Source organism: Exiguobacterium sp. s145, from assembly GCF_018618835.1.
GTDB lineage: Bacteria > Bacillota > Bacilli > Exiguobacteriales > Exiguobacteriaceae > Exiguobacterium_A > Exiguobacterium_A artemiae.
In genome coordinates this window covers 87,028-110,017 of record NZ_JACSMV010000001.1, presented here as the reverse complement: position 1 = coordinate 110,017, position 22,990 = coordinate 87,028, and the positions used below count along the sequence as shown (strand labels likewise).

Below are 22,990 nucleotides of genomic sequence, written 5' to 3'. Positions count from 1 at the left end.
GGTCTATGTTCACCGATTCACAGCTTTCCGTTCTGCTGCTGTTTCTTCTTGTAATACGATTTCTTCGGCCGCACCGTCAAACAATTCTTCGTCCAATGCAAACGTATCCATGAACTGAGCAATCCGTTGCTCGGCATCCGGTTTTGCTGCCGCATCTTTGATGTACGACAACGGTTCACGCAACAGTTGGTTGATGATCGATTTCATGTGTTTACCGATTACGGTTTTTTCCCGATTCGTCATGTTCGGAAGTTTCCGTTCCAGACTCTGCATCGTCTCTTGCTGGATTTTAAGCGACTGATCGCGGAGTTCCGTAATAATCGGAACGACACCAAGTGTCGTCATCCATCCTTCGAACTCGGCAATCGCAGCTTCAATCCGCTGTTCGATTTTTGCTGCTTCCTTCAATCGTTCCGCCATGTTTTGCTGAACGATTGACGTTAAATCATCGACATCATACAGGTGGACACCTGGCAAGTCACCCGCCGTCGGCTCGATATCACGGGGAACCGCAATGTCGATCAACAGGAACGGACGGTCACTTCGGAACAATTGGGCTGCGGCAATGTCTTCACGTTTGATGATTGCTCGTTTTGCTCCGGTTGAAGAAATAACGATGTCAGCCCGAAGCAGACCGCATTGCATTTCGTTTATCGAATGTGCGGATCCTTCGAAACGATTCGCCACTTCTTCCGCTTTTGCCAGCGTCCGGTTGAAAACAGTGATATCACGGGCGCCCGCTTCATACAAGTTAAGTGTCGTTAATTCACCTGTTTCTCCGGCACCGATGACGACAATGGATTTATCTTCAAGCGATCCAAGTAACTGTTCCGCTAACGTGACAGCAGCTGCGCTGACCGACACGGCATTTTCACCGATTCCCGTTTCAGCATGCGCGCGTTTCGCAAGCGTGACTGCTTCTTTAAACAATTTATTGAAAACCGTTCCGGTCGTCTCGAGTTTTTGTGCCGTAAAGAAACTTGTTTTCACTTGCCCGAGAATCTGTGTTTCACCGACAATCATCGAATCGAGTCCGCTTGTCACCCGGAAAAGATGTTTCATTGCGTCAAATCCTTCGTGGATGAACAAATACGGCTCCAGTTCTTCCATCGTCAAACCGAACCAGTTCGCCAGAAAACGTTTTGTATAATAACGCCCAGTATGCGGTTGATCCGTAACAACATATAATTCCGTCCGGTTGCATGTCGAAACGATGACGCTCTCGAAAATACTTTTTTCGTCACGTAGCGCAACGACCGCTCCCTTCATCTCATGTTCCCCAAATGAGACTTGTTCGCGGATTGATACAGGCGCCGTCTTATTATTTAAACCGACAACTACGATATGCATGCGCTCTACCCCTTACGTCCAAAGATTTCATTCTCATCTATCTTTCGTTCTCTACTCTACATTATAACCATTATAAAAAAGATTCCAATCAATTTATAAACTAAAATGAGTCGAAGTTGTGAAAACTTATCTTCTTACCATATCCCTCTCAGCGCCAAAGTACAAACCCTCTGCTTTCATCATTCAGCAGAGGGTTTGTCTTTCTTATTTCGTTGAATCGGTAATGATCCGTGACTCCTCAATCTGAACATCCAACTTTTGTTGGCGCAGACGATAAATCCGGGCAATGTTTTGAACGACGACTTTCGTCACGGCATAAGTCGGGACCGCTAAGATGACACCGATGATGCCACCAATCTTTCCGGCAACAAGCAAAACGATGATGATCGTCAAAGGATGGACCTTCAGCGTCTTTCCTTGAACATACGGCGAAATCAGATTTGATTCAATCTGTTGGGCGACGACAATCGTAATGATAGCGTAGAGTGCTTTGATCGGATCATCGATGAATCCGACGATGACGGCAGGAACAGCCCCGATATACGGTCCAAGATACGGAATGATGTTCGTAACCGTACAGAACAATGCCAGCAGCAACGCATATTGAATATCCGAGATGAAAAATCCGATCAACGACATCAGACCGACGCACAACGAGACGATGACTTGACCGTTCACGTAGTGTTTAACCGTCACATGCATATCGTGAAGAATTTTCCGGGTTTCCGTTTCATAGCTTTTCGGTAACAGTTTGACGACTGAGTTCGGAAACTTATAGCCGTCGAGTAACATGTAGACCAAAATGAACGGCACAAGCACGATGATCAAGACGGTCGAAGAGATGACCCCGAAGATCGTCCCGACAGAGGTCGACACCGACTTGAATAACGTGCCGATATAAGATGTCGCTTCATTTGTCCATGAATCAAACATGGCGGTATTTTCATGCACCCAGTTGGAGATGAACCGGTTGTTCATCAACTGGTCCCGGAGATTCAGCGTCTGGTCCCGCAGTTCGACGACCAGGTTCGGAATGCTTGTCACGAAATCCGACACTTGCTCGACCAAAATCGGACCGATCGAAGCGACGGCAATCGTGATGACACCGAGAAATCCGAGCAGAACGATCAGAACCGCGAGTCCCCGTTTCTTGACGCGCTTTTGCAGCGTGTCGACAATCCCGAGAGTGAAGTAATAAAAGATACCGGCGATAATCAACGGTGGGAAAATCAATGCTAACATCACTTTGATCGGTTGGAATAAAAATGAGATTTTTGTTCCGACCCAGATGACTAAGAAAATCGTCAAAATCCAAAGTAAGGCTTTAAACCATTTGTTTCGAAGTAAATCCACGAACAGTCCTCCTACGCGTTTACAATCAACTTGTTTTTTCTTTTGCGTCTTCCGTCACGACTTCATCCAGTCGTTGTCGTTCCATTTTACCCCATTGACCGCGGCCCGTCATGAACTGAATTAATCCACCCAGCTTAAAGAAGACCAGGATCGGGCGGTACCAAAACGATTCTGTCAGTGACCACAGGTACAATCGGATTAATTCCATGACGTTTTTAAATCGGTGCATCGTCCATTCCTCAAGCAGAACGGCTCCAGCGGATAACAAGGAACCGTAAAGCAAAGCCACCGTCAACAGGACAACACCGAACTCAAAATTAAGTGTTCCGACCAGCAGGTTAAGCGGAATGATGAAGTACCCGATCAATTCGACAATCGGTCCCAGCAATTCGATTAAAAAGAAGTATAGCATCGAGACGCTTCCGACGAAACCGTAGCGTGGATTCCCAATCATCCGTTTATGCGTCCATAACGTTTCTGCCAGTCCACGGTGCCAACGGCTCCGTTGCGAGCGTAAGACTTCCATCGTCTCCGGCGCCTGCGTCCAACAGACCGGTGACGGAACATATTCAATTCGTTTGTCGATGTCATTTTCTTTCATGTAACGATGCAGCCGGACGACTAGCTCCATGTCCTCACCGACAAGCCCCTCTTTGTATCCACCCGCCTGAACGACGATTGCTTTTTGGAATAATCCGAAGGCACCGGACACAATCAATAACATATTAAAACGGCTGAGTCCAAGACGTCCGAACAAGAAGGCACGGAAGTACTCAATCATCTGCATCAATACGATCCGTTGTTTCGGCGTTCGAATCTCAACGATTTCGCCACCTTCGATCGTACAACCGTTGACGAGGAAAATCGACCCGCATGTCGCAATGACGTCTTCATCGGACTCTACAATCGGTTTCATGACTTTCAGGAGAGCATCCCGTTCAAGAATCGAGTCGGCATCAAGCGAACAGAAATACGGATAACTGGAGTAGTCGATTCCGGCATTCAAGGCATCCGCCTTCCCGCCGTTCTCTTTATCAATGACAATCAAACGGGCATCGATTCGGGAACGGTAAACGTGTTTGACGGGTTGCGACCCAATCAGAATCCTGGGAAAACGTAACTCCTTTTCCAATTCGTACGTCTTAAACAGCTCATCCATCGTCCCGTCACTCGATCCATCATTGATGACAATGACTTCATGTTCCGGGTAGTCGAGTGCAAGCAGCGCCTGAACACTGGTGACGATTGTATACTCTTCATTGTAAGCCGGAACAAGAACACTGACCGGCCGCGTATAAAGAGAACGCATTAATGGCAAATAAGAACTTTCCTTTCGTCGGAACCGTTGTTTTCGGACCATTTGTGCCGAAATCAGATACAACGTTGAATAAAAAATGATGACGAGAATCATATAAATCAGAACAGTCCAGGATAAAACGTTAATGATATTTTGAATCGTTTCAGATGACAACATGTTGTTTCATCTCCTTTGCTAACCGTTCCGTCGCTTTTTGTTTGGCATAACGGTCAGGATGATCTTTTGCGACGAGCGCCAGCTGTTCGAGACCACCACAGGCAAGCAGGGCATCAAAGGCTGCGGTCCGTACCCACCAGGAACGGCTGCCGACGAACGGCAGGATGTAGTCGACGGAATCCTTTGGTGTCACATTTTCTAAAAAGCGCAACGCTAACATCTGCTCGACCCAACTCGTCTCATCCTCGAGATAAGGCGTATAGAGTTGCCAGTCTTCTTCGAGCCCGACACGCGTCAACGCTCGGAGTGCCCGTTTTCGGATTTCCGGGTTGGCATCTGCCGTCTTTGTTCGTGCCAAATCTGCATACCGCGTTTCGTCACGATCATAAATCAACTGGAGAATCGCCATCTGAAAGGGTTCTGTCAAATCCTCAAACGCCTGAATCCACAACGTTAAGTCTTTGCTGCGTCCGACTGCGAGAACAGCTCCAAAGAAACTGATGTCGCTTTTTAATTTCGCTTCTTCAATCGCCAGTTCCGGAGCAATCGAGACCAGCGTCCGGATGATGACATCTTCTTCTTCCGGCGATAAAGATTTATGCAGTTTTTGATGCAGTTCAGTCGCAACCGGCTTTAAGTGGAATTGCGCAATCGCTTCGTACGCATTCAAACGACGGTCAATCCGCCGGTGCCGGATCTGTTTATGATAGTATGGCAACAGCTTCGCCTCGACGTATTGGTAGATACGCTCTTGATGGGCAACCGTCGCTGTCAGATTCGTAAAGGCAAACAGCTCAAGCTCAACCAGATCTTCGTTTCCGGATACGATTTTTGGCATATCCTGTTGTTCTCCCGTCGCAAAATCATACAATTCGTCCCGGAAGTTCAATTGCCATGTCAAACGATTTTCTTCCTGTTTCGCGCGTTTGTTTTTTTGAAGGACCAGGTAAACGAGTGCTCCGATTTGCAGGACGACCAGAAGGAAGATGAAACCTAAAATCCACTTCATCCGCGGACCCCCTCTAGTCTGCTGACCCAGGCCCGAAACTCTTCGACTTTAAGCGGTAAAGTCATGATACCGTCGACTCCGCGCTCAATCGCGAGTACATGATCTCTTTCCCGGTTGTACATCGAAATCATGATGGCATGAAACGGAACGATGGTTTCCTGCTTCGCACGTAATAATAACTCCAGTCCGTCAGCTCGCGGGAGTGCGGATGAAAAGACCAACAGATACGGGCGTGTCGCCACATGCTGCTCTAAAAATACTTCTGCCCGTTCATACAGGGAGAGGGTTTCAAAGCTTTTCGTCAATTCGCGTTCCAGCAATCGTCTGAGATGCGGATCGTCTGTGACGATTACCGCATCGACGACACGCTGAACACGTTTATACCGGACAATTCGATCCAACAAGACATCCTTAGCCAGATCAGCTGGTACGATTTCCCGGGCATTCTCCAGTAAATAGAACGAGGCATCGTTCATATCCGGATTCAGGTAAACGACAGGAATCCGTTCCTCCTCTACCGGTCGACTGGCGAGAATGACATCCGCATAAGACAAATCCGTTCTTGCACAACGCCCTTCTTCAATCAAGTCATTGACCGTTTCCGGCATGACACCAATTGTATGAACAAAAATGACTCCCGATGTTGATTCGTTCACATCCTGTTCGGACAAGATATGTGATGAGCTTGTTTCTGTATCAATCGGTTCGATTGTTGCATTGATTAATTTCCACATCTCTTCCCGACGCATTTATCTCACTCCTTCTTTAAACGCCTGTTGCATCGTTTGATACACCGGCTTTAGCGCCTCGCGCTGTTGCGGATTCGTCCATTCCGACCAATTATAAAAACCGCGGTCTTTTTCCGGAATCCGCGTTGTTCCAATCTGGCCGGTCACTTCAATCCCTTCCGTGATCATCTTCGCCTCAAGCCCATCTTTCCAAAAATCTCCGATGATTTCATGTTTGCTCGGGTCCCGCATATTTAATAACATCCATGGAATCCGAAGTTCGATCTGCTTTTGCTTGATGTCAGAGATATCGGTCAAAATACTTTCCGGCGGTCCTTCATGCAGAATACCTGTGTCCCACTTCACGGCCGGCTTGATGATTTTTTTAGTGACCGGATCTCTTCTTGCATAATCGAGCATTTGGTAGATCGGGTTAAAGTTTCCACTGTTTTGTTTATCTGACGGCGGCTTGACCATCTCAAACGGTTTTTTCAACCCGTAATGGTAGCGGAAGATGTCATACCGTTCATCGACATCCAGGCGCGCTTGATCGCCGATTGTCAAACGATACTCGGCACCTTCGTCCAATTTTAACGGTCCGACTTGCAGATTACCGTCATTCGGCTTCGTCGACAAGGCGAGTGTCGTTGGTTCGGCTTTTTTCCGGTCGATCCGGACATACAGATAAGCTTCATCCGATGTCATGTAAATCGCTTGACCGTCCGTTTCCGCTACCGGTGCATAGCCTTTCCAGTCATCCATCTTACCGTCAATCGTAATATCGGCTCTTAAGAAACCAAGCATCCCGAAATGCTGCTCGCTCGTTTGGACATTTGACCAGCGCGGACGTGTGTTAGCGTCATCATAGTCCATCGTATTCCACGTCCGTTTGAACCATTCGTCCTGCCAGATAAAGACCAGTCCGCCGGCCATCTTCGTTTCGACGATGTCTTGATATAACTTGGCTACGAGTTTTCCTTGATTTTCTTCACTGACATGCCCTTGATCAAATCCATTCGGACCCAAATGGGTTTTCCCACGCGAACTCGGAATGCCGAATTCGGAAACGAGTAACGGCATATCATGATAGTCTTTCATCCGCTTCAGATAACGGCTGTACGACTCTGATCCGGTATCCGCTTTGCGTCCAAACTCTTCCTTGATGAACGATGGATAGTACGGGTAAATATGATACGAGGCAAAGACGCCGCCGGCAAAGTCTTTTGTGGCCTGGATATGGTTGAAATCAATCGATACCAGGTCCTGTTCTTCTTCCACTTCCTTCGGATGCGCAAGCGGATCCGTCGTCGGCCAGTTCGTCGCTGCGATGGGCCGGGTCGTTTTGTAGGTATCGAGCTCATGCTGTGTCGCACTGTCCATCCGGCCGGCTAACCATGATTCAAATGGCGAGGCGTCTTTTGTCGTCGTCACGTATTTGCCGTCGTACCGAAGCCCCTTGTTCTTCTTATTCGTTCCGATGACGGCGTCCGGTAACCATTCGATCCCGAACACAAATGCAGAGACGTACTGTGAAACGTCAGACGTATACGTACCGGAAGCATGACCGACAACTTCCTTGACGACAGCATTCCCGTGTATGACATCGACCATCCGTTTGGCTTCCGTATCCGTCATCTTTAAAAATTCCGGTTCGAAGGCATTTTTTAATTCTTCAAACGGTTTTTCTTCAACCCACATGCCTTGCATTAAGTAAATCGGTGTTTTTGCCGTTTCATTGTACGCTTTTAACGCATCATAAAAAGCGGGAGGATGAAGTGTATAAATCCGGATCGTATTGACGCCCATCTCACCCATCTGCTTCAGCCAGCGGTCGTATTCATTACGGCTGATGGCGTGTTCTCCCGGAAAAGCACCCGGGCGGCCCAGTCCGACGTTCACTCCTTTGACGAAATATGGTTTCCATTTCCCGTCTTGATACATCTCAAGCGTATCTTGACCCGAGCGCGCCCGCGTCCGGACCGTTTGGTTGTTGATTTTTGTTTGTGCCAGCGGTTTAACCTGCTCCGCCTGCTGTTTCACGACTTTCGTTTCCTTTAAGATACGGCTGATGGTCGGTGCATAAACCTTCCAAAAGAATGCCGTTTCGCTGTCTGCACTGTCGAGAATGAATTGTTTACGGAACCAATCGAGTCCGGCATAACGATAGTAGCGCGGAATATCAGCGACATCTGTGAAATCACCTGCAAAATAATGGCCGCTTCCTTGTGTAACATAGGCGGGGAATTCAAGAGGCAATTGCCGCTCGCGTAACATGGCTTGTGTTTTTTTGGAGGGTTTCCAGGAAAAATGGGCCTGTTGTTCGCCCCCGTCGAGTTCCAATATTTCAAACCAATAGTTGTACCGGACTTCATCCTTTGCGGATCCTTGATTTTTATCCCATTTGTACAAAAGAGGCGTCTCATCATTGACGAAAAAGACTTCTTCCGTCGAGTCATTGATGAAAACATATCCGGGTCCGGATAATTTAAACGCTTTATCCTTAGCCTGAAGCTTTAATTTATCAATGACGGTTTGATCGAGACCCTGTAATTTCGTCAAGTCCGGGAAAAAGCGTCCGATCCAGCCCGTCCATGCCGTTCCGAACAATTGCCGGAACGCATTTGAACGATCGGATGGTGTTGGACTGGCTGCTGTATTGAACTCTGCGACCACTGTCTTCCCTTTTGAAATCGCGTCTGTCGCAAGTGCCACATCCTCAGCTGTCAGTCCGCCACGGTGTTGCTGTTTCCCGTCGACCGTGTAGGATTTTCCATATGTATCTGTAAACAGCAATACATCGGCCTTGGAAGCTTGTTTCAACATCGCTTCACCTTGTGTCCCGTCATACCGGTTGATGTAATCCGTGTATGTATAATTCTTTCCTTCATCCTTCGTGATTTTCAAATGATTCAACAACCAGGTCGTTCCTGCATGTTCCCGTTGTTGTTTTCCCACCGTGTAATCAAACAAGATTACGTTTAATGTCCGTTCCTTTTGTATGAACCAAATCAATAGCGGTGTCAGCATCAGAAGGACTACGATCGCGGCAATCCATTTATATCGCTTCATCTTTACACGTCCCTTTCCGTCACTTTTGTTTTTACCATTGTAACGTGAAAACAATCTACCGCATATATGGGAAGCGTTTATTTCTGAAAGGGATATTTTGGATAAAAAAAGAAGCAACTGCCTTCCGGCGGTTGCTTCTTTTTATCTGAATCATAAATGACGATAGATGGCTTCCCATGCTGCGTCGACACCTTCACCTGTTTCTGAAGAAAACGGAATGAATGTGTCCTGCCCGTCAAACTGTAATTTCCGTTTAATCGCCGCAATCTGTTTATCGCGTTGACCACGCTTGATTTTATCCAGTTTCGTCGCTACGACAATGACCGATAAATCATAGTATTTTAAGAAGTCATACATGATGACATCATCCGCTGAAGGTTCGTGACGGATATCGACGAGCAAGACGACTCCCTTTAGGATTTCACGTGTCGTGAAATACTTTTCCATCATCTTGCCCCATGCCTCACGTTCGGTTTTCGAAACTTTCGCATAACCATAACCCGGTACATCAACAAACATGACTTCATCATTGATGTTAAAGAAGTTTAACGTTTGTGTTTTACCCGGTTTTGAGGATGTGCGGGCGAGTGCTTTTCGCTGAACAAGTTTGTTGATGAACGACGACTTTCCGACGTTCGAACGTCCGGCGAGTGCCACCTCAGGAAGGAGCGGTTCCGGATAATGTTCCGGATTAACACCACTCGTAATAAAATCTGCTTTATAAATTTTCATGTTACTCTCCTTTTAATGCATGTTCGAGCACTTGGTCCATTGTCGCGACCGGTATGAAACGAATGCCATCCCGGACCGTTTCCGGAATATCATCGATATCACGTGTATTGTCTTGCGGCATCAAAATCGTCGTCAGACCCGCACGGTGAGCGGCGAGTGACTTCTCTTTCAGACCACCAATCGGCAAGACCCGTCCCCGTAATGTAATCTCTCCGGTCATACCGACATCACGCCGCACCGGACGTTTCGTCAAAGCGGAAATCAATGCTGTCGCGATCGTGATCCCCGCTGAAGGACCGTCCTTCGGGACTGCGCCTTCCGGAACGTGAATGTGGATGTCTTGTGTCTCATAGAAATTCGGATCGATTTTAAACGCTTCTGCATTCGCCCGGACGAAGCTGTATGCTGTTTGAGCCGACTCTTGCATGACGTCTCCTAATTTCCCCGTTAACTGCAGTTTTCCTTTACCTGGAGCGAGACTCACTTCAATCGTCAGTGTATCGCCCCCAAATGCAGTATACGCTAAACCGGTCACCGCGCCAATCGTATCTTCAAGTTCACTTTGACCATAACGGTAAATCGGTTTACCTAAGAAGTCCGGTAAATTACGTTTTGTGACCGTAACCCGTTTCTTTTCACCCATAGCGATTTGCTTCGCCGCTTTCCGGCACAACGCACCGATGACGCGCTCGAGACTCCGGACACCCGCTTCCCGCGTATACCGGCGAACCACTTCTTGTAAGGCATCCGGTTTGACCGTCAGCTGACTTTTCTTCAGTCCGTGCTCTTTTAGTTGTTTCGACAATAAGTGCCGGATTGCAATTTCTGTTTTTTCCTGTTCTGTATAGCCGCCGATTTGAATCAGTTCCATCCGGTCAAGCAAGGGTCCCGGAATATTTGAGACGTCGTTGGCCGTCGCAATGAATAAGACATTTGATAAATCAAACGGCTCTTCGATGTAGTGGTCGGAAAAACTGTTATTTTGTTCCGGATCAAGTACTTCAAGCATCGCGGAAGACGGATCGCCCCGGAAATCGTTTGCCATCTTGTCGATTTCATCGAGCAGGAATACCGGGTTGTTTGTTCCGGCCTGTTTCAATCCGCGAATGATCCGGCCGGGCATCGCTCCGATATAAGTCCGGCGGTGTCCTCGGATTTCTGCTTCGTCACGCACGCCACCGAGCGAAACACGAACGAATTTGCGTTCAAGCGCCGTCGCAATCGACCGGGCGAGTGACGTTTTCCCGACTCCCGGAGGACCTGCCAGGCATAAAATCGGACCGCGTAACGAGTCCGTCAGTTGTCTGACCGCTAAGTACTCAAGAATCCGTTCCTTTACTTTCTCGAGACCGTAATGATCTTCATCCAACTGTTCCGATGCGGCTTCGACGTTCAAGAAGTCGTCCGTCGCTTCGTTCCATGGAAGGGAAAAGAACCATTCGAGATAGTTCCGGATTACACCGTGTTCCGGACTCGTTGCCGGCACGACGGAAAGACGATTGATTTCTTTTTCGATATTGATGACTGCCGTTTCTGACAAATCAAGCAGTGCCAGTTTTTCTTTATACTTCACGGCGTCACTTTCTGCCGAGACTGCTTCTCCGCCAAGTTCCTGTTGAATCGTCTTCAGTTGTTCACGAAGATAGTATTCGCGTTGCGACTGTTCAATCGTCTTTTTCGTCCGTTCACGCATTTCGCGTTCGAGTTCGACGACTTCATATTCATGTTTCATGACATCAAGCAGCATGACTCCGCGTTCAACCGGATCATTTTCTTCAAGGAATTCCTGTTTCTTCGCGATGTCGATCGGCAATTTCGACGCGATGTAATCCGTCAATGAATCGAGTCGTTCGTATGTCTCAAAACGACGTCGTTCGTCGGTTCCAATCCCTTTGATGCGTGACACCAATTGTCCGAACTGTTCCTTGATCAAACGGACGAGCGCTTCCTGCTTCGCTCCCTTGATGTCTGCTTTTTCAATCGGTTCGATACTCGCTTGATAACCTTCATCTGTTTCCGTCACCTGATCAATCCGGACACGTTCTTTACCAATGACCCGGACACGAACCGTATCGTTGCCCAGTTCACTCATTTTCGCAATCTGGACGAGTGTCCCGATGGTATGCAGGCCATCCACGGACGGTTCCGCTTCCGGATCACGTTGCGTGACGACAACCAAATCAATTTCATGCTCTTTCGACGCCAGCAATGCTTTGAGCGAGACGGGACGCCCGACATCAATCGTCAGACCGATTAAAGGGTAGGCGACGACACCACGTAATGGCAATAATGGATATTGTTTTGTCTTCATCAAAAATCTCCTCCTAAACAAAAAGACTCGGAAAGGCGTACAAGTAGCCTCCGAGCCGATTTGTCACGGTGTTACGCCGTTTCTTTTTCTTTACCATGTTCAATTGTGCCATCCTTCAACTCAAGCGTTGGACCGCGTTTTCCAGTCAACGTTTCTGCTGTGATGATGACTTTCGCAATATCTTCACGTGATGGAATTTCAAACATGATATCGAGCATCGTTTCTTCGATGATTGAACGAAGACCACGTGCTCCTGTTTTCCGTTCGATCGCAAGTTTTGCAATCTCAACGAGTGCGTCTTCTGTGAAGTCGAGTTCGACATCATCCAGTTGAAGCATTTTTTTGTACTGTTTGACGAGTGCATTTTTCGGTTTTGTCAAGATTTGGACGAGTGCTTCTTCGTCAAGCGGCTCAAGTGTCGCCATGACTGGTAAACGTCCGATGAATTCCGGAATCAATCCGAACTTCTGTAAATCTTCCGGTAAAGCAGCCGCAAGAATTTCTTTTTGCGTCAGGTTGCGGTTCTCTGAATCATTTCCGAATCCGATGACCTTTTTACCAAGACGACGTTTGATCGATTGGTCGATCCCGTCAAAGGCACCACCGACGATGAACAAGATGTTCGTCGTATCGATCTGAATGAATTCTTGATGCGGATGTTTCCGACCGCCTTGTGGCGGAACGCTCGCAACAGTACCTTCTAAGATTTTCAGAAGTGCTTGTTGCACCCCTTCACCTGAAACGTCACGTGTAATCGACGGGTTCTCAGATTTACGGGCAATTTTATCGATTTCATCGATGTAGATGATACCTTTTTCTGCTTTTTCGACATCATAGTCAGCAGCTTGAATGAGTTTTAAGAGAATGTTCTCAACATCTTCCCCGACATATCCGGCTTCCGTCAGACTTGTTGCATCCGCGATTGCGAACGGAACATTCAGAATACGGGCCATCGTTTGTGCGAGGAGTGTTTTACCACTACCAGTCGGTCCAATCATGACGATGTTTGATTTAGACAATTCCACGTCGTCGGCACGTCCACCGGCATTGATCCGTTTATAATGATTGTACATCGCGACAGATAATGACTTCTTCGCTTTTTCCTGTCCGATGACGTAGTCATTTAAAGTCGCACGGATTTCATGCGGTTTCGGTACGTTTTTCAGTTCGACTTCTTCTTCTGTACCAAGCTCTTCTTCGACGATCTCATTACAGAGTTCGATACATTCATCGCAAATGTAAACGCCAGGTCCAGCAACAAGTTTGCGCACTTGCTCTTGTGTCTTTCCGCAGAAAGAACATTTTAGCTGACCTTTTTCTTCGTTAAATTTAAACATAAAGGTCCACCCCTTTAACGTGGAATTTGTATAGATCCGTTTCGCATCTATTCTCACGTTTTACTATTTATGATTGTAGCATGAACAAGGAAACTCTTTCAAATCTTGGATGAGCGTTTTACAGTTTGATTTGAAAAATATATTTTTGTTTGTCCTTGTTTGACCTATCGTACAAAAAAATCGACTCCAAGACCAGAAATTGGTCTTGAAGTCGATCCTGTTCGGTTGTTTGCTTATTTTGCTTTTGCGTTGTCAACGAGAACGTCGATCGCTTTACGGAACTGAAGATCACCTTTAAGTGTATCAAGTCCGCCTTGTGGTGCAAGCATCGTTTCAAGCTGATCTGCAGGAATGTTGTAGAGTTCAGACATCGATTGAAGTTCAGCTTGCGCTTCTTCTTCAGTAACTTCGATTTTTTCGTCTGCAACGATTTGTTTAAGAACGAGACGAGCTTTAACGCGCTCTTCTGCTTGTTCTTTCATTTCAGTACGCATTGCCTCTTCAGTCGTTCCAGTTAACTGGAAGTACATGTTAAGGTCAATTCCTTGTGACTGAATGCGTTGTGTGAATTCCTGGACCATACGTTCAACTTCGTTTTCAACCATAACTTCTGGAAGATCAACTGTTGCGTTTTTAGTCGCAGCTTCAACCAACTCATCACGCATTGAAGCATCAGCTTCTTGTTTACGTGTGTTTTCAAGACGTGTACGGATTTTTGTTTTCAACTCATCAAGAGAAGAAACTTCTTCGTCCATTTCTTTAGCGAACTCATCTGTCAATTCAGGAAGTTCTTGTGCTTTGATTTCGTGGATTGTTACTTTGAATACGACTGGTTTTCCAGCGAGTGATGCTTCATGGTACTCTTCTGGGAACGTGACGTCGATATCTTTTTGCTCGCCTGATTTAAGACCAACCATCTGCTCTTCAAATCCTGGAATGAAGTTTCCAGATCCGATGACGAGTGAGTAGTTTTCTGCAGTGCCACCGTCGAATTGGTTTTCACCATCGAAACCTGCGAAGTCGAATACGACTGTATCGCCATTTTCGATCGCGCCGTCTTCTTTAACGACGAGCTCTGCACCGCGCTCTTGCATTGTTTTGAGTTCAGCATCGACATCTTCGTCTGTAACGTCTGTTTCGACTGCTGTGTACTCAAGACCTTTGTACTCACCGAGTGTTGCGTCCGGCTCAATCACGAATGTGATTTTGAACTCAACTGGTTTTCCTTTTTCGAGTGTTTCGACGTCGATGTTATCAAGCGCGATTGGCTCGATTCCTGATTCGACGACAGCACCTTCGATTGTGTCTTGATATAAGATATCAAGTGCATCTTGGTAAAGTGCTTCTTCGCCGTACATTTTGTTAAACATTGCGCGTGGCATTTTTCCTTTACGGAAACCTGGTGTGTTCAATGTCTTAACGACTTTTTTGAACGCTTGGTCTACCGCTTTATCAAATGCTTCAGCAGGCGCTTCATACGTGAGAACGCCGAGGCTACCTGATTGTTTTTCCCATTTTGCAGTCATGCTGAGTCCCTCCAAAAATGTCAATTAGCGTACGTGTGTGTACAACAAGTCACATTATAGCACAATCGTTCCGAGGATTACCACTGTTGAACGAGCCATTCCCTTGAATTAAAGAAGCAAGGCCTGCTCGTACTGTTTTCCTTCCGGTAACAGGAAATGGACAGCCTGATAAATCTTTTGCGCTTGTCCGCTCAAGTCAGGTGGCGGAGTTTCCGAGGCAAAGTCGGATTCCGCCAATTCTTCGACCGCATCCACCCAATCCTGCCATCCGTCTCCCTGTTCCAACACTTCGCTCGGAAAGACGATTTGATACCAGTTCATGAACAACAGCGCCTTAAATGGATCCATGCGCTTCAGCCTGAAGGTTTCGTTACTGAAAGACTGCAGTTCAAGCGCCTGTCTCGTCATATGTCTCTTGAGTTGTTCCGGACTTTCAAATACATGATCCACCCGGATGGACGGAATCCGGATCCGGACAGGAAAGAGTCCTCGATCCGCCGGGAGTTGCGAAAGCAATGTCTGGATGACGAGAGCACTCTGTTCGTTGACATCTTCTCCCGTGAAATAGTCCTCGATGAGATAACGGACGAATGAAGGATTCGTCTGTAAATCGAGTTGTCCGATCAAACGAAACTGTTCGTCCATCGTCCCGAGCCGGTAAAGCGCCACCCAGTCACCGGGCTCCGGCCGTAAAGAGGATTGTTCCCGTACCTTCACATACGAGGAATCATCCGTCTGCCCGATGTTACCTCTCTTACGCGATAGCGACTGGGTCATTTCGTCTAATTTCAAGGCGAGACCGTAAGGAAGATAGGGAGAGGCTGTCCGCAGGGCCAGGTCAAAGGAATATCGCTCTCCCTTCTCGTACATGAAAAGTGCGATCAGTTGCTCGACACCGTCCACTTCAAGGAAAGGGTTCACCACTTGCAGATAGGCCTCCGCCTCTCGATCGTTTGTCAGAAAGGCTTCCTGAATCGTATAGAGTACATAGAGAATGTCCTCTTCTGTTTCTAACCTTTTCAGTCGTCCCAGCTCAGTTGCCAATTCGTCCTGACTCAATCTTGCGAGCCGCTTCCGCTCATCTGACAACGGTTGTTCCATCCAACGTGATTGCGACTGCTTCACGGTCATCCCACCTTCTTCATATCTGTCTTACTTCCTTACTTCGTGAACGGATCCAGTAAAGACGTCCAGTTCGTAATCGCTTCCTGTAACTGTCCTGCCTGTTCGATTCCCATTTTATTCAATGTGTCCAGGGAAACATCGGTTTCCAGCAACCGTGTGATATCTTCCGATTGATTCACGTACTGCTCCAATTTTTCACTCAAGTTCTTCAGTTCCGCCGGCGGAGTGTCTAAATTAGCAAGCCGTTCGTCAATTTTGTTTAATTCTTCGTTCAACTGTTGAACTGTTCCGTCAGTCTGGAGTTTTTCAATTTGCTGATCGAGGGCCTGTTCCGGATTTGCGGCATCCCGCGCTTCAGTCGCTGCTTGATCGAGTTTCGTCGACAATTCAGATGTCACCTTGGACGTGTCCTGGGCAATATCTTGCAACTGACCTGCATAATCAACGCTGTTTTTTACGTCCGTCACTTGCTGTTTCGCCTGATCGACTGTATCTGTAACCTCGCTGCATCCGGCTAAAGCCAAGGTCAGTACGAGGATTCCACTCATTTTCTTTAACACCTTCATCATCCCTTTCAAGTTCATGATACCTTAAGTATACTCGAAAAAACGGATAAAAAAAAGAGACCTCCCTCATAAGGGAAGTCTCTATTTTAATTATAGTGTCCCAAGAGGGATTCGAACCCCCGACCGACGCCTTAGAAGGGCGTTGCTCTATCCAGCTGAGCTATTGAGACGTGTCAACACGAATAAACTATACTAAAACAATTCTTTCGTGTCAATCACATTTGGTAAAACTCTTTTTAAAGTGTACCGTCGAGGTACAAAGCATTGATTTTTTCACCTGTCAGATCATAAAAATCGACTGTGAATTGATCATTTTCAACCGTCAACAACGCATACGTCTTTTCCGGGCGATGGCGCGGCATCCGGATCGAGCCCGGATTGATGAACAGTTTCCCGTCCCGCTGCTCTGCTTTCGCAACATGCGAATGACCGTACAGAACGATTGCCGCCGCTTTTTGATCGGCATGGTGCACCAGCTGGTCGAGGCTGTATTTGACGTCTTGCCGGTGTCCATGGACACATAAGACACGAAACGATCCAAGTTCCTCGGTGACTTCGTCCGGGAAATCATTCCCGTAATCACAGTTCCCTTTGACAACACGATAGGGATATAACGATTCAGTAGTTCCTGTCAGTTGGGAGTCCCCGCAATGAAAGGCGAAATCTGCTTCTTGGTGGCGGTTGAATATCGTCAATAGCTCCTGATCGAGACCATGGCTGTCACTTACGATTAACGCTTTCATTTAAAATCACTCTCCCAAAAAAGTAGTTAATGCCGCTTCAAGTTTTTTCAAAGCCTGCCCACGATGACTGATGGACGCTTTTTCACTTTTCGTGAGTTCAGCCGCCGTCTGATTCAACGCCGGGATCAGGAATAACGGATCGTAACCGAAACCGTTTGTCCCTTTCTGCTCAAATCCGATTTGACCTTCCATTGTTCCCCGGACGGTCAGTGTTTCACCGGACGGTTTTGCCAATGACAAGGCACAGACAAAACGGGCTGTCCGTTGATCGGCCGGTGTGTCCGCTAATTTTTCCAGCAACAATGCGTTATTGGCAGCATCTGATTTGTCCTCTCCCGCAAACCGGGCAGAGTAGACGCCCGGTGCGCCGTCCAGTGCATCGACTTCAAGTCCGGAATCATCCGACAATACGGCGTGACCAAAATAAGCTGCTGCTTCTTTCGATTTCAGTTCCGCATTTTCTTCAAAGGTTGATCCGGTTTCTTCCGTTTCCGGTGCCGTGTCGTAATCGAGTAACGATTCGACGTCGTATCCGAGTCGTCCAAGCATCGCTTGAAACTCACCGACTTTACCAGGATTTCTTGTCGCTACGATGATTTTCATTTGTGCTCCACCTCTTCTCCGACATACCACCACGAAGCCCCTAACGATTGTTCAGCCGCGTGAAGGAGTTCTTCAATACCCTTTTCCCCAAGTTCGAGCATATCGAGCATCTCTTTGCGAGAAAAGGTTGCTTCTTCCCCTGTCGCTTGCAGTTCGACGATTTTTCCGGACGAGGTCATGACAAGATTCAAATCGACATCTGCCGCTGCGTCTTCTTCATAACAGAGATCAAGCAATAACTCCGTCCCGACTTTCCCGACCGATACGGCTGCAATTCCTTCTTTGATGGGGGTATCCGTCAGCTTACCGCTTTGAATCAATCCGTCGACTGCCAAGACAAGTGCCAGGAAACCGCCTGTAATAGCCGCTGTACGCGTCCCGCCATCTGCTTGCAGCACATCACAATCAATCCAAACCGTCCGTTCACCCAATTTTTCGAGATTGACGACGGACCGTAACGCCCGGCTGATCAATCGTTGAATTTCCATCGTTCGTCCCGTCTGCTTTCCCCGGACGGCTTCCCGTCCCGTCCGTTGTGCTGTCGCCCGCGGCAACATCGCATATTCGGCATTGATCCATCCGTGACGTTTCCCCCGTAAAAACGGCGGCACTTTTTCTTCCACCGTCGCGGTGCATAAGACACGTGTATCCCCGACCGATATCAGTACCGATCCTTCTGCATGCTTATTGACATCGGTCTCGAGCTGAATTTTCCGCATGTCCGATTGTGCCCGTTGATCTAAACGCATTTTTCTTCCTCCGTTCCTAACACTAACCGTTTCGCTTGGACCGGATGATGTAACCAGTCACTGGCGATTCGTTCAAAAGAGCGTGTATCGCCGGTCGCATGATAGACATGTTCCGGAATACGATCAAGATCTGCCGTGATGCCGTTATAATCAAGCAAGGCACTGACTTCAAGCGCCGTCTCGTCTCCTGAAGAAATCAGCTGGACGTTTGGTCCGATGACTCGTCCAATGACTTCTGCCAGTAACGGATAATGTGTACATCCTAAAATCAATGTATCCATATCGTAAGAAAGCAACGGCTTTAACGTGTTGGCGACGACACGTTCAACATATGGTCCACTTGTCTGAGACGATTCAACGAGCGGAACAAACGGTGGACAGGCAAGCGACTCAACGACGACCTGCCCTTCGACGTGACGCAAGGCTTTCTCATACGAATTGCTTTCAATCGTCATTTTCGTACCAATGACGCCGATCCGTTTCGAGCGTGTAACCTTGACTGCCGCCCGTGCTCCAGGATCGATGACACCGATGACGGGAATCGACAGTTTTTGTCGGGCTTCTTTTAGGACAACTGCCGTCGCCGTATTACAGGCGATGACAATCAATTTCACACCTTGAGCGACCAGAAAATCAATCATCTCCCATGTAAATTGACGAATTTCTTCTTCCGGCCGGGGACCGTACGGACACCGTAACGTATCTCCGACATATATGATTTGTTCATGGGGCAGCTGACGCATCAATTCACGCGCGACAGTCAATCCACCAACCCCAGAATCTAATACTCCAATTGATCTATTCACGATTTCCCCTCACTTTCCTCTCATCTCATATGGTAACAAAAAAGGACGACGGTGCAAGACCGGCGTCCAAGAATGTACGATAAAGGATTACTGAGCAAGACCTTCGCTTGTCAGCATATCTGAAAGAGTCGTGATAGCTTCAGAAGCATCGTCACCGTTTGCAACGATTTTGATGTCTGAGTCTTTTGCGATTCCGAGTGAAAGAACACCCATGATCGACTTGAGGTTTACAGTCTTTCCGTTGTATTCCAAGTTGATGTCTGATTGGAATTTAGAAGCTGTGTTGACGAGTTGTGTTGCCGGACGAGCATGAATGCCTGAATCCGCGATGACTTTGAATGTTTTTTCCATGATTAAGAAATCTCCCTCCACTAATAACGTACTAGTGAGTCGTTTTCGAATATGTGAACTCATTATCAAATGATAACGGATTCGAATCGATTCTGCAAGGAATTTTTATAGGCTTCATTCCACGGAAACGCATTTCCGGAACGATCGATTTGGACCATCGAGGTCCGACCTGTAAACATCAATTCCTCTTGTTCGCTGAACGCCGCGTAATGGACATCACACGAAGCCGTTCCGACCTGAACCGGATACGCATAGACGGCAAGACGGGCCCGCGGATAGACTTGGCGGATGTAGTTACACTGCGCATCTGCTACGACGACGATTCCGTCGTCAGCAAGCGAATAACCTGTTTCTTCGAGCATCAGCGTCCGGACATCTTCAAAATAAACGAACGGAACTCGATTATTCATGTGACCGTAAGCATCGGTTTCAGCGAAGCGGACCGCGACATCCAGCCGCGTGCCGTGCTTCATCTGTTCCAACCACTGGTCTAAATCATTGATATAACTGGGTACACGCACAACCATTGCCTCCTTAAAATATAAAAAGAAGGAGCATCGCCCCTTCTTTAATTTTACGTTTTCGTCTTAACGACTGACTGCTTCTCCCGTACGTCCTTCGTCACTGCCGAAGAATTTCTTGAAGGAATGCAATGTCGTCTGACGGTTCATCGCTGCGATGGATGTTGTCAATGGAATGCCTTTCGGACATACTTCCACACAGTTTTGTGCGTTTCCGCACTGCATGATTCCACCGTCTTCCATCAAGGCTTCAAGACGCTCTTCCTTGTGGAACGCACCGGTCGGATGCGAATTGAAGAGACGGACTTGCGAAATCGATGCCGGTCCGATGAAGTTCGACCGGTCGTTGACGTTCGGACATGCTTCGAGACAGACACCGCATGTCATACATTTTGAAAGCTCGTATGCCCATTGGCGTTTGTTTTCCGGCATCCGCGGTCCCGGACCTAAGTCGTACGTACCATCGATCGGTACCCAGGCTTTGACTTTTTTCAAGGCGTCAAACATGCGTTGACGGTCCACTTGAAGGTCACGGACAATCGGGAACGTTTGCATCGGTTGCAAACGAATCGGTTGCTCGAGCTTGTCGACAAGTGCCGTACACGACTGACGGGGTGTTCCGTTGATGACCATTGAACACGCCCCGCAGACTTCCTCGAGACATCCCATGTCCCAGTTGATCGGCGTCGTTTTTTCTCCGGCTGCATTGACCGGGTTACGACGAATCTCCATCAAGGCCGAGATGACGTTCATATTCGGGCGGTAAGGGACTTCAAATGCTTCATCATAGGCTTTACCGTCCGGTCCATCCTGACGTTGCACGATGAACTGAACCGGTTTTTGATTCGTTTTCTGTTCGAGTGGTGTCGCCATTATGCCTTCACCTCTTTCTTCGACTTCTTGCTGTAGTCGCGCTTACGCGGTGGAATCAATGATGTATCGACTTCTTCGTAATAGATTTCCGGATGACCGTTCGTATAGCGGGCCATCGTTGTTTTCAAGAATCGTTCGTCATCACGTTCCGGGAAGTCCGGTTTGTAATGGGCGCCACGGCTCTCGTCGCGTTTCAAGGCTCCAAGTGTGATCGCTTCCGCAAGATCCAGCATATGATCGAGCTGACGGATGAATGATGCACCCTGGTTGCTCCAACGCGCTGTGTCCGTCGCTGAAATGCGTGTGAAGCGGTCGCGGAGTTCCTTGATTTTCTCAAGCGTCTGCTCGAGTTTATCGTTATAACGAACGACTGTGACGTTATCCGTCATGACTTCACCGAGTTCGCGGTGGATTTGATACGCATTTTCCGTACCTTCCATTGCGAGGATGTCGTTGAAACGGTTGATCTCAGCAATTTTGTGTGCTTCCACGACTTCTTCCGGCATCTCATGAACGGATTGATCGAGATCGTTCATGTAGGCGATTGCTGCCGGTCCTGCGACCATTCCGCCGTAGACGGCAGACAGCAACGAGTTCGCTCCCAGACGGTTCCCGCCGTGCATCGAGTAGTCACATTCGCCGGATGCAAATAATCCCGGGATATTCGTCATTTGATCATAATCAACCCATAGTCCACCCATTGAGTAATGAACTGCCGGGAAGATTTTCATCGGTACTTTTCGTGGATCGTCTCCGACGAATTTCTCGTAAATTTCAAGAATACCGCCAAGTTTGACGTCCAGTTCTTTCGCATCTTTGTGAGAAAGGTCAAGATAGACCATGTTTTCCCCGTTGACACCAAGCTTCTGATTGACACAAACATCAAAGATTTCGCGCGTCGCGATATCACGTGGCACAAGATTTCCGTAAGCCGGATATTTTTCTTCGAGGAAGTACCATGGTTTACCGTCTTTATACGTCCAGACACGTCCACCTTCACCGCGGGCCGATTCACTCATGAGACGGAGTTTATCGTCTCCCGGAATCGCTGTCGGGTGAATCTGAATGAACTCCCCGTTCGCGTAAATAGCACCTTGGCGGTAAACCGCTGCTGCTGCCTGTCCTGTGTTGATGACCGAGTTGGTTGATTTTCCGAAAATAACACCCGGACCGCCTGTTGCTAAAATGACTGAGTCAGCTGCAAACGCTTCGATTTCCATCGAACGTAAGTTTTGACATACCGCACCACGACAAATCCCTTCTTCATCAATGATCGCACGAAGGAATTCCCATCCTTCATATTTTTCTACCAAACCTTGCGCTTCAAATTTACGGACCTGTTCATCAAGTGCATACAACAATTGTTGTCCTGTCGTTGCACCGGCATAAGCCGTCCGGTGATGCAATGTTCCTCCAAAACGACGGAAATCAAGTAATCCTTCCGGTGTCCGGTTAAACATGACGCCCATCCGGTCGAACATGTGGATGATTTTCGGTGCCGCTTCCGTCATTTTTTGAACCGGTGGCTGGTTGGCTAAGAAATCACCGCCGTACACCGTATCGTCCAAATGCTGGTAAGGTGAGTCACCTTCTCCTTTTGTATTGACGGCCCCGTTGATTCCTCCTTGTGCACAAACGGAGTGTGAACGTTTGACTGGCACGAGAGAAAATAATTTGACGGGTACACCTTGTTCTGCTGCTTTTATCGTAGCCATCAAACCGGCAAGTCCTCCGCCGATGATGACAAGATTCTTATTCGCCATG

20 protein-coding genes and 1 tRNA gene are annotated in these 22,990 nt (G+C 47.7%); all 21 read right to left on the bottom strand.

The features are described from left to right. Window positions 1-9: 9 nt before the first annotated feature. Window positions 10-1,350, bottom strand: coding sequence for a glutamyl-tRNA reductase (gene hemA / locus KNQ07_RS00525; RefSeq protein ID WP_214763456.1), 1,341 nt, complete (start codon window positions 1,348-1,350; stop codon window positions 10-12). 204 nt (window positions 1,351-1,554) lie between these two features. Beyond that, a complete protein-coding gene (locus KNQ07_RS00520; protein WP_214763449.1) occupies window positions 1,555-2,703 on the bottom strand; it encodes an AI-2E family transporter in 1,149 nt (382 codons plus the stop codon). Between the two features lie 25 nt (window positions 2,704-2,728). Continuing rightward, the gene (locus tag KNQ07_RS00515) at window positions 2,729-4,177 is read right to left on the bottom strand and encodes a glycosyltransferase family 2 protein (protein ID WP_214763446.1); all 1,449 of its coding nucleotides are present in this window, start codon (window positions 4,175-4,177) and stop codon (window positions 2,729-2,731) included. Further along, the gene (locus KNQ07_RS00510; protein ID WP_214763441.1) at window positions 4,164-5,186 is read right to left on the bottom strand and encodes a HEAT repeat domain-containing protein; all 1,023 of its coding nucleotides are present in this window, start codon (window positions 5,184-5,186) and stop codon (window positions 4,164-4,166) included. The genes KNQ07_RS00515 and KNQ07_RS00510 overlap by 14 nt, the downstream gene beginning before the upstream one ends. After that, window positions 5,183-5,935, bottom strand: coding sequence for a response regulator (locus KNQ07_RS00505; RefSeq protein WP_214763437.1), 753 nt, complete (start codon window positions 5,933-5,935; stop codon window positions 5,183-5,185). Before KNQ07_RS00505 ends, KNQ07_RS00510 begins: the two co-directional genes overlap by 4 nt. Continuing rightward, the gene (locus tag KNQ07_RS00500; RefSeq protein WP_214763433.1) at window positions 5,936-8,983 is read right to left on the bottom strand and encodes a hypothetical protein; all 3,048 of its coding nucleotides are present in this window, start codon (window positions 8,981-8,983) and stop codon (window positions 5,936-5,938) included. Between the two features lie 150 nt (window positions 8,984-9,133). After that, a complete protein-coding gene (gene yihA, locus KNQ07_RS00495) occupies window positions 9,134-9,715 on the bottom strand; it encodes a ribosome biogenesis GTP-binding protein YihA/YsxC (protein ID WP_012371013.1) in 582 nt (193 codons plus the stop codon). Window position 9,716: 1 nt separating this feature from the next. Then, complete coding sequence (gene lon, locus KNQ07_RS00490) at window positions 9,717-12,026, bottom strand: endopeptidase La (protein WP_214763430.1); 2,310 nt, start codon at window positions 12,024-12,026, stop codon at window positions 9,717-9,719. Between the two features lie 71 nt (window positions 12,027-12,097). Further along, window positions 12,098-13,363, bottom strand: a complete 1,266-nt coding sequence (clpX, locus tag KNQ07_RS00485) for an ATP-dependent protease ATP-binding subunit ClpX (protein ID WP_012371015.1) — start codon at window positions 13,361-13,363, stop codon at window positions 12,098-12,100. Window positions 13,364-13,596: 233 nt separating this feature from the next. Continuing rightward, window positions 13,597-14,889, bottom strand: coding sequence for a trigger factor (gene tig / locus KNQ07_RS00480; RefSeq protein WP_012371016.1), 1,293 nt, complete (start codon window positions 14,887-14,889; stop codon window positions 13,597-13,599). Between the two features lie 108 nt (window positions 14,890-14,997). Further along, window positions 14,998-16,020, bottom strand: a complete 1,023-nt coding sequence (locus tag KNQ07_RS00475) for a hypothetical protein (protein ID WP_214763428.1) — start codon at window positions 16,018-16,020, stop codon at window positions 14,998-15,000. A gap of 29 nt (window positions 16,021-16,049) precedes the next feature. Further along, the gene (locus tag KNQ07_RS00470; protein ID WP_251139421.1) at window positions 16,050-16,562 is read right to left on the bottom strand and encodes a hypothetical protein; all 513 of its coding nucleotides are present in this window, start codon (window positions 16,560-16,562) and stop codon (window positions 16,050-16,052) included. 114 nt (window positions 16,563-16,676) lie between these two features. Next, a tRNA-Arg gene (locus KNQ07_RS00465) sits at window positions 16,677-16,750 on the bottom strand. Between the two features lie 66 nt (window positions 16,751-16,816). Further along, window positions 16,817-17,323 carry a metallophosphoesterase family protein gene (locus tag KNQ07_RS00460; RefSeq protein WP_214763424.1) on the bottom strand — a complete coding sequence of 169 codons (507 nt, stop codon included), beginning with the start codon at window positions 17,321-17,323 and terminating at the stop codon, window positions 16,817-16,819. 6 nt (window positions 17,324-17,329) lie between these two features. After that, entirely contained in the window at window positions 17,330-17,926 is a 597-nt protein-coding gene (locus KNQ07_RS00455; RefSeq protein ID WP_214763421.1) for an XTP/dITP diphosphatase, read from the bottom strand. Then, window positions 17,923-18,675 carry a ribonuclease PH gene (rph, locus tag KNQ07_RS00450; RefSeq protein ID WP_012371021.1) on the bottom strand — a complete coding sequence of 251 codons (753 nt, stop codon included), beginning with the start codon at window positions 18,673-18,675 and terminating at the stop codon, window positions 17,923-17,925. Before rph ends, KNQ07_RS00455 begins: the two co-directional genes overlap by 4 nt. Next, window positions 18,666-19,481: a glutamate racemase gene (gene racE / locus KNQ07_RS00445; protein ID WP_214763419.1), complete on the bottom strand. Its 816-nt coding sequence runs from the start codon at window positions 19,479-19,481 to the stop codon at window positions 18,666-18,668. Before racE ends, rph begins: the two co-directional genes overlap by 10 nt. A gap of 87 nt (window positions 19,482-19,568) precedes the next feature. Beyond that, on the bottom strand, window positions 19,569-19,832 hold the full coding sequence (locus KNQ07_RS00440) for a phosphocarrier protein HPr (RefSeq protein WP_012371023.1): 264 nt from the start codon (window positions 19,830-19,832) through the stop codon (window positions 19,569-19,571). A 65-nt stretch (window positions 19,833-19,897) separates the two neighbouring features. Continuing rightward, complete coding sequence (locus tag KNQ07_RS00435; RefSeq protein ID WP_051525124.1) at window positions 19,898-20,359, bottom strand: acyl-CoA thioesterase; 462 nt, start codon at window positions 20,357-20,359, stop codon at window positions 19,898-19,900. Window positions 20,360-20,419: 60 nt separating this feature from the next. Then, window positions 20,420-21,226, bottom strand: coding sequence for a succinate dehydrogenase iron-sulfur subunit (sdhB, locus tag KNQ07_RS00430; RefSeq protein ID WP_012371025.1), 807 nt, complete (start codon window positions 21,224-21,226; stop codon window positions 20,420-20,422). Further along, entirely contained in the window at window positions 21,226-22,989 is a 1,764-nt protein-coding gene (gene sdhA, locus KNQ07_RS00425) for a succinate dehydrogenase flavoprotein subunit (protein ID WP_012371026.1), read from the bottom strand. Before sdhA ends, sdhB begins: the two co-directional genes overlap by 1 nt. Between the last annotated feature and the right edge of the window lies 1 nt (window position 22,990).

What these genes read in the sequence shown, in the direction of transcription:
- hemA (WP_214763456.1), bottom strand. Translation starts at nt 1,350, where the DNA reads ATGCATATCGTAGTTGTCGGTTTAAATAATAAGACGGCGCCTGTATCA.
- KNQ07_RS00515 (WP_214763446.1), bottom strand. Translation starts at nt 4,177, where the DNA reads ATGTTGTCATCTGAAACGATTCAAAATATCATTAACGTTTTATCCTGG.
- KNQ07_RS00510 (WP_214763441.1), bottom strand. Translation starts at nt 5,186, where the DNA reads ATGAAGTGGATTTTAGGTTTCATCTTCCTTCTGGTCGTCCTGCAAATC.
- KNQ07_RS00505 (WP_214763437.1), bottom strand. Translation starts at nt 5,935, where the DNA reads ATGCGTCGGGAAGAGATGTGGAAATTAATCAATGCAACAATCGAACCG.
- KNQ07_RS00500 (WP_214763433.1), bottom strand. Translation starts at nt 8,983, where the DNA reads ATGAAGCGATATAAATGGATTGCCGCGATCGTAGTCCTTCTGATGCTG.
- yihA (WP_012371013.1), bottom strand. Translation starts at nt 9,715, where the DNA reads ATGAAAATTTATAAAGCAGATTTTATTACGAGTGGTGTTAATCCGGAA.
- lon (WP_214763430.1), bottom strand. Translation starts at nt 12,026, where the DNA reads ATGAAGACAAAACAATATCCATTATTGCCATTACGTGGTGTCGTCGCC.
- clpX (WP_012371015.1), bottom strand. Translation starts at nt 13,363, where the DNA reads ATGTTTAAATTTAACGAAGAAAAAGGTCAGCTAAAATGTTCTTTCTGC.
- tig (WP_012371016.1), bottom strand. Translation starts at nt 14,889, where the DNA reads ATGACTGCAAAATGGGAAAAACAATCAGGTAGCCTCGGCGTTCTCACG.
- KNQ07_RS00475 (WP_214763428.1), bottom strand. Translation starts at nt 16,020, where the DNA reads ATGACCGTGAAGCAGTCGCAATCACGTTGGATGGAACAACCGTTGTCA.
- KNQ07_RS00470 (WP_251139421.1), bottom strand. Translation starts at nt 16,562, where the DNA reads ATGAGTGGAATCCTCGTACTGACCTTGGCTTTAGCCGGATGCAGCGAG.
- KNQ07_RS00460 (WP_214763424.1), bottom strand. Translation starts at nt 17,323, where the DNA reads ATGAAAGCGTTAATCGTAAGTGACAGCCATGGTCTCGATCAGGAGCTA.
- KNQ07_RS00455 (WP_214763421.1), bottom strand. Translation starts at nt 17,926, where the DNA reads ATGAAAATCATCGTAGCGACAAGAAATCCTGGTAAAGTCGGTGAGTTT.
- rph (WP_012371021.1), bottom strand. Translation starts at nt 18,675, where the DNA reads ATGCGTTTAGATCAACGGGCACAATCGGACATGCGGAAAATTCAGCTC.
- KNQ07_RS00440 (WP_012371023.1), bottom strand. Translation starts at nt 19,832, where the DNA reads ATGGAAAAAACATTCAAAGTCATCGCGGATTCAGGCATTCATGCTCGT.
- KNQ07_RS00435 (WP_051525124.1), bottom strand. Translation starts at nt 20,359, where the DNA reads ATGGTTGTGCGTGTACCCAGTTATATCAATGATTTAGACCAGTGGTTG.
- sdhB (WP_012371025.1), bottom strand. Translation starts at nt 21,226, where the DNA reads ATGGCGACACCACTCGAACAGAAAACGAATCAAAAACCGGTTCAGTTC.
- sdhA (WP_012371026.1), bottom strand. Translation starts at nt 22,989, where the DNA reads ATGGCGAATAAGAATCTTGTCATCATCGGCGGAGGACTTGCCGGTTTG.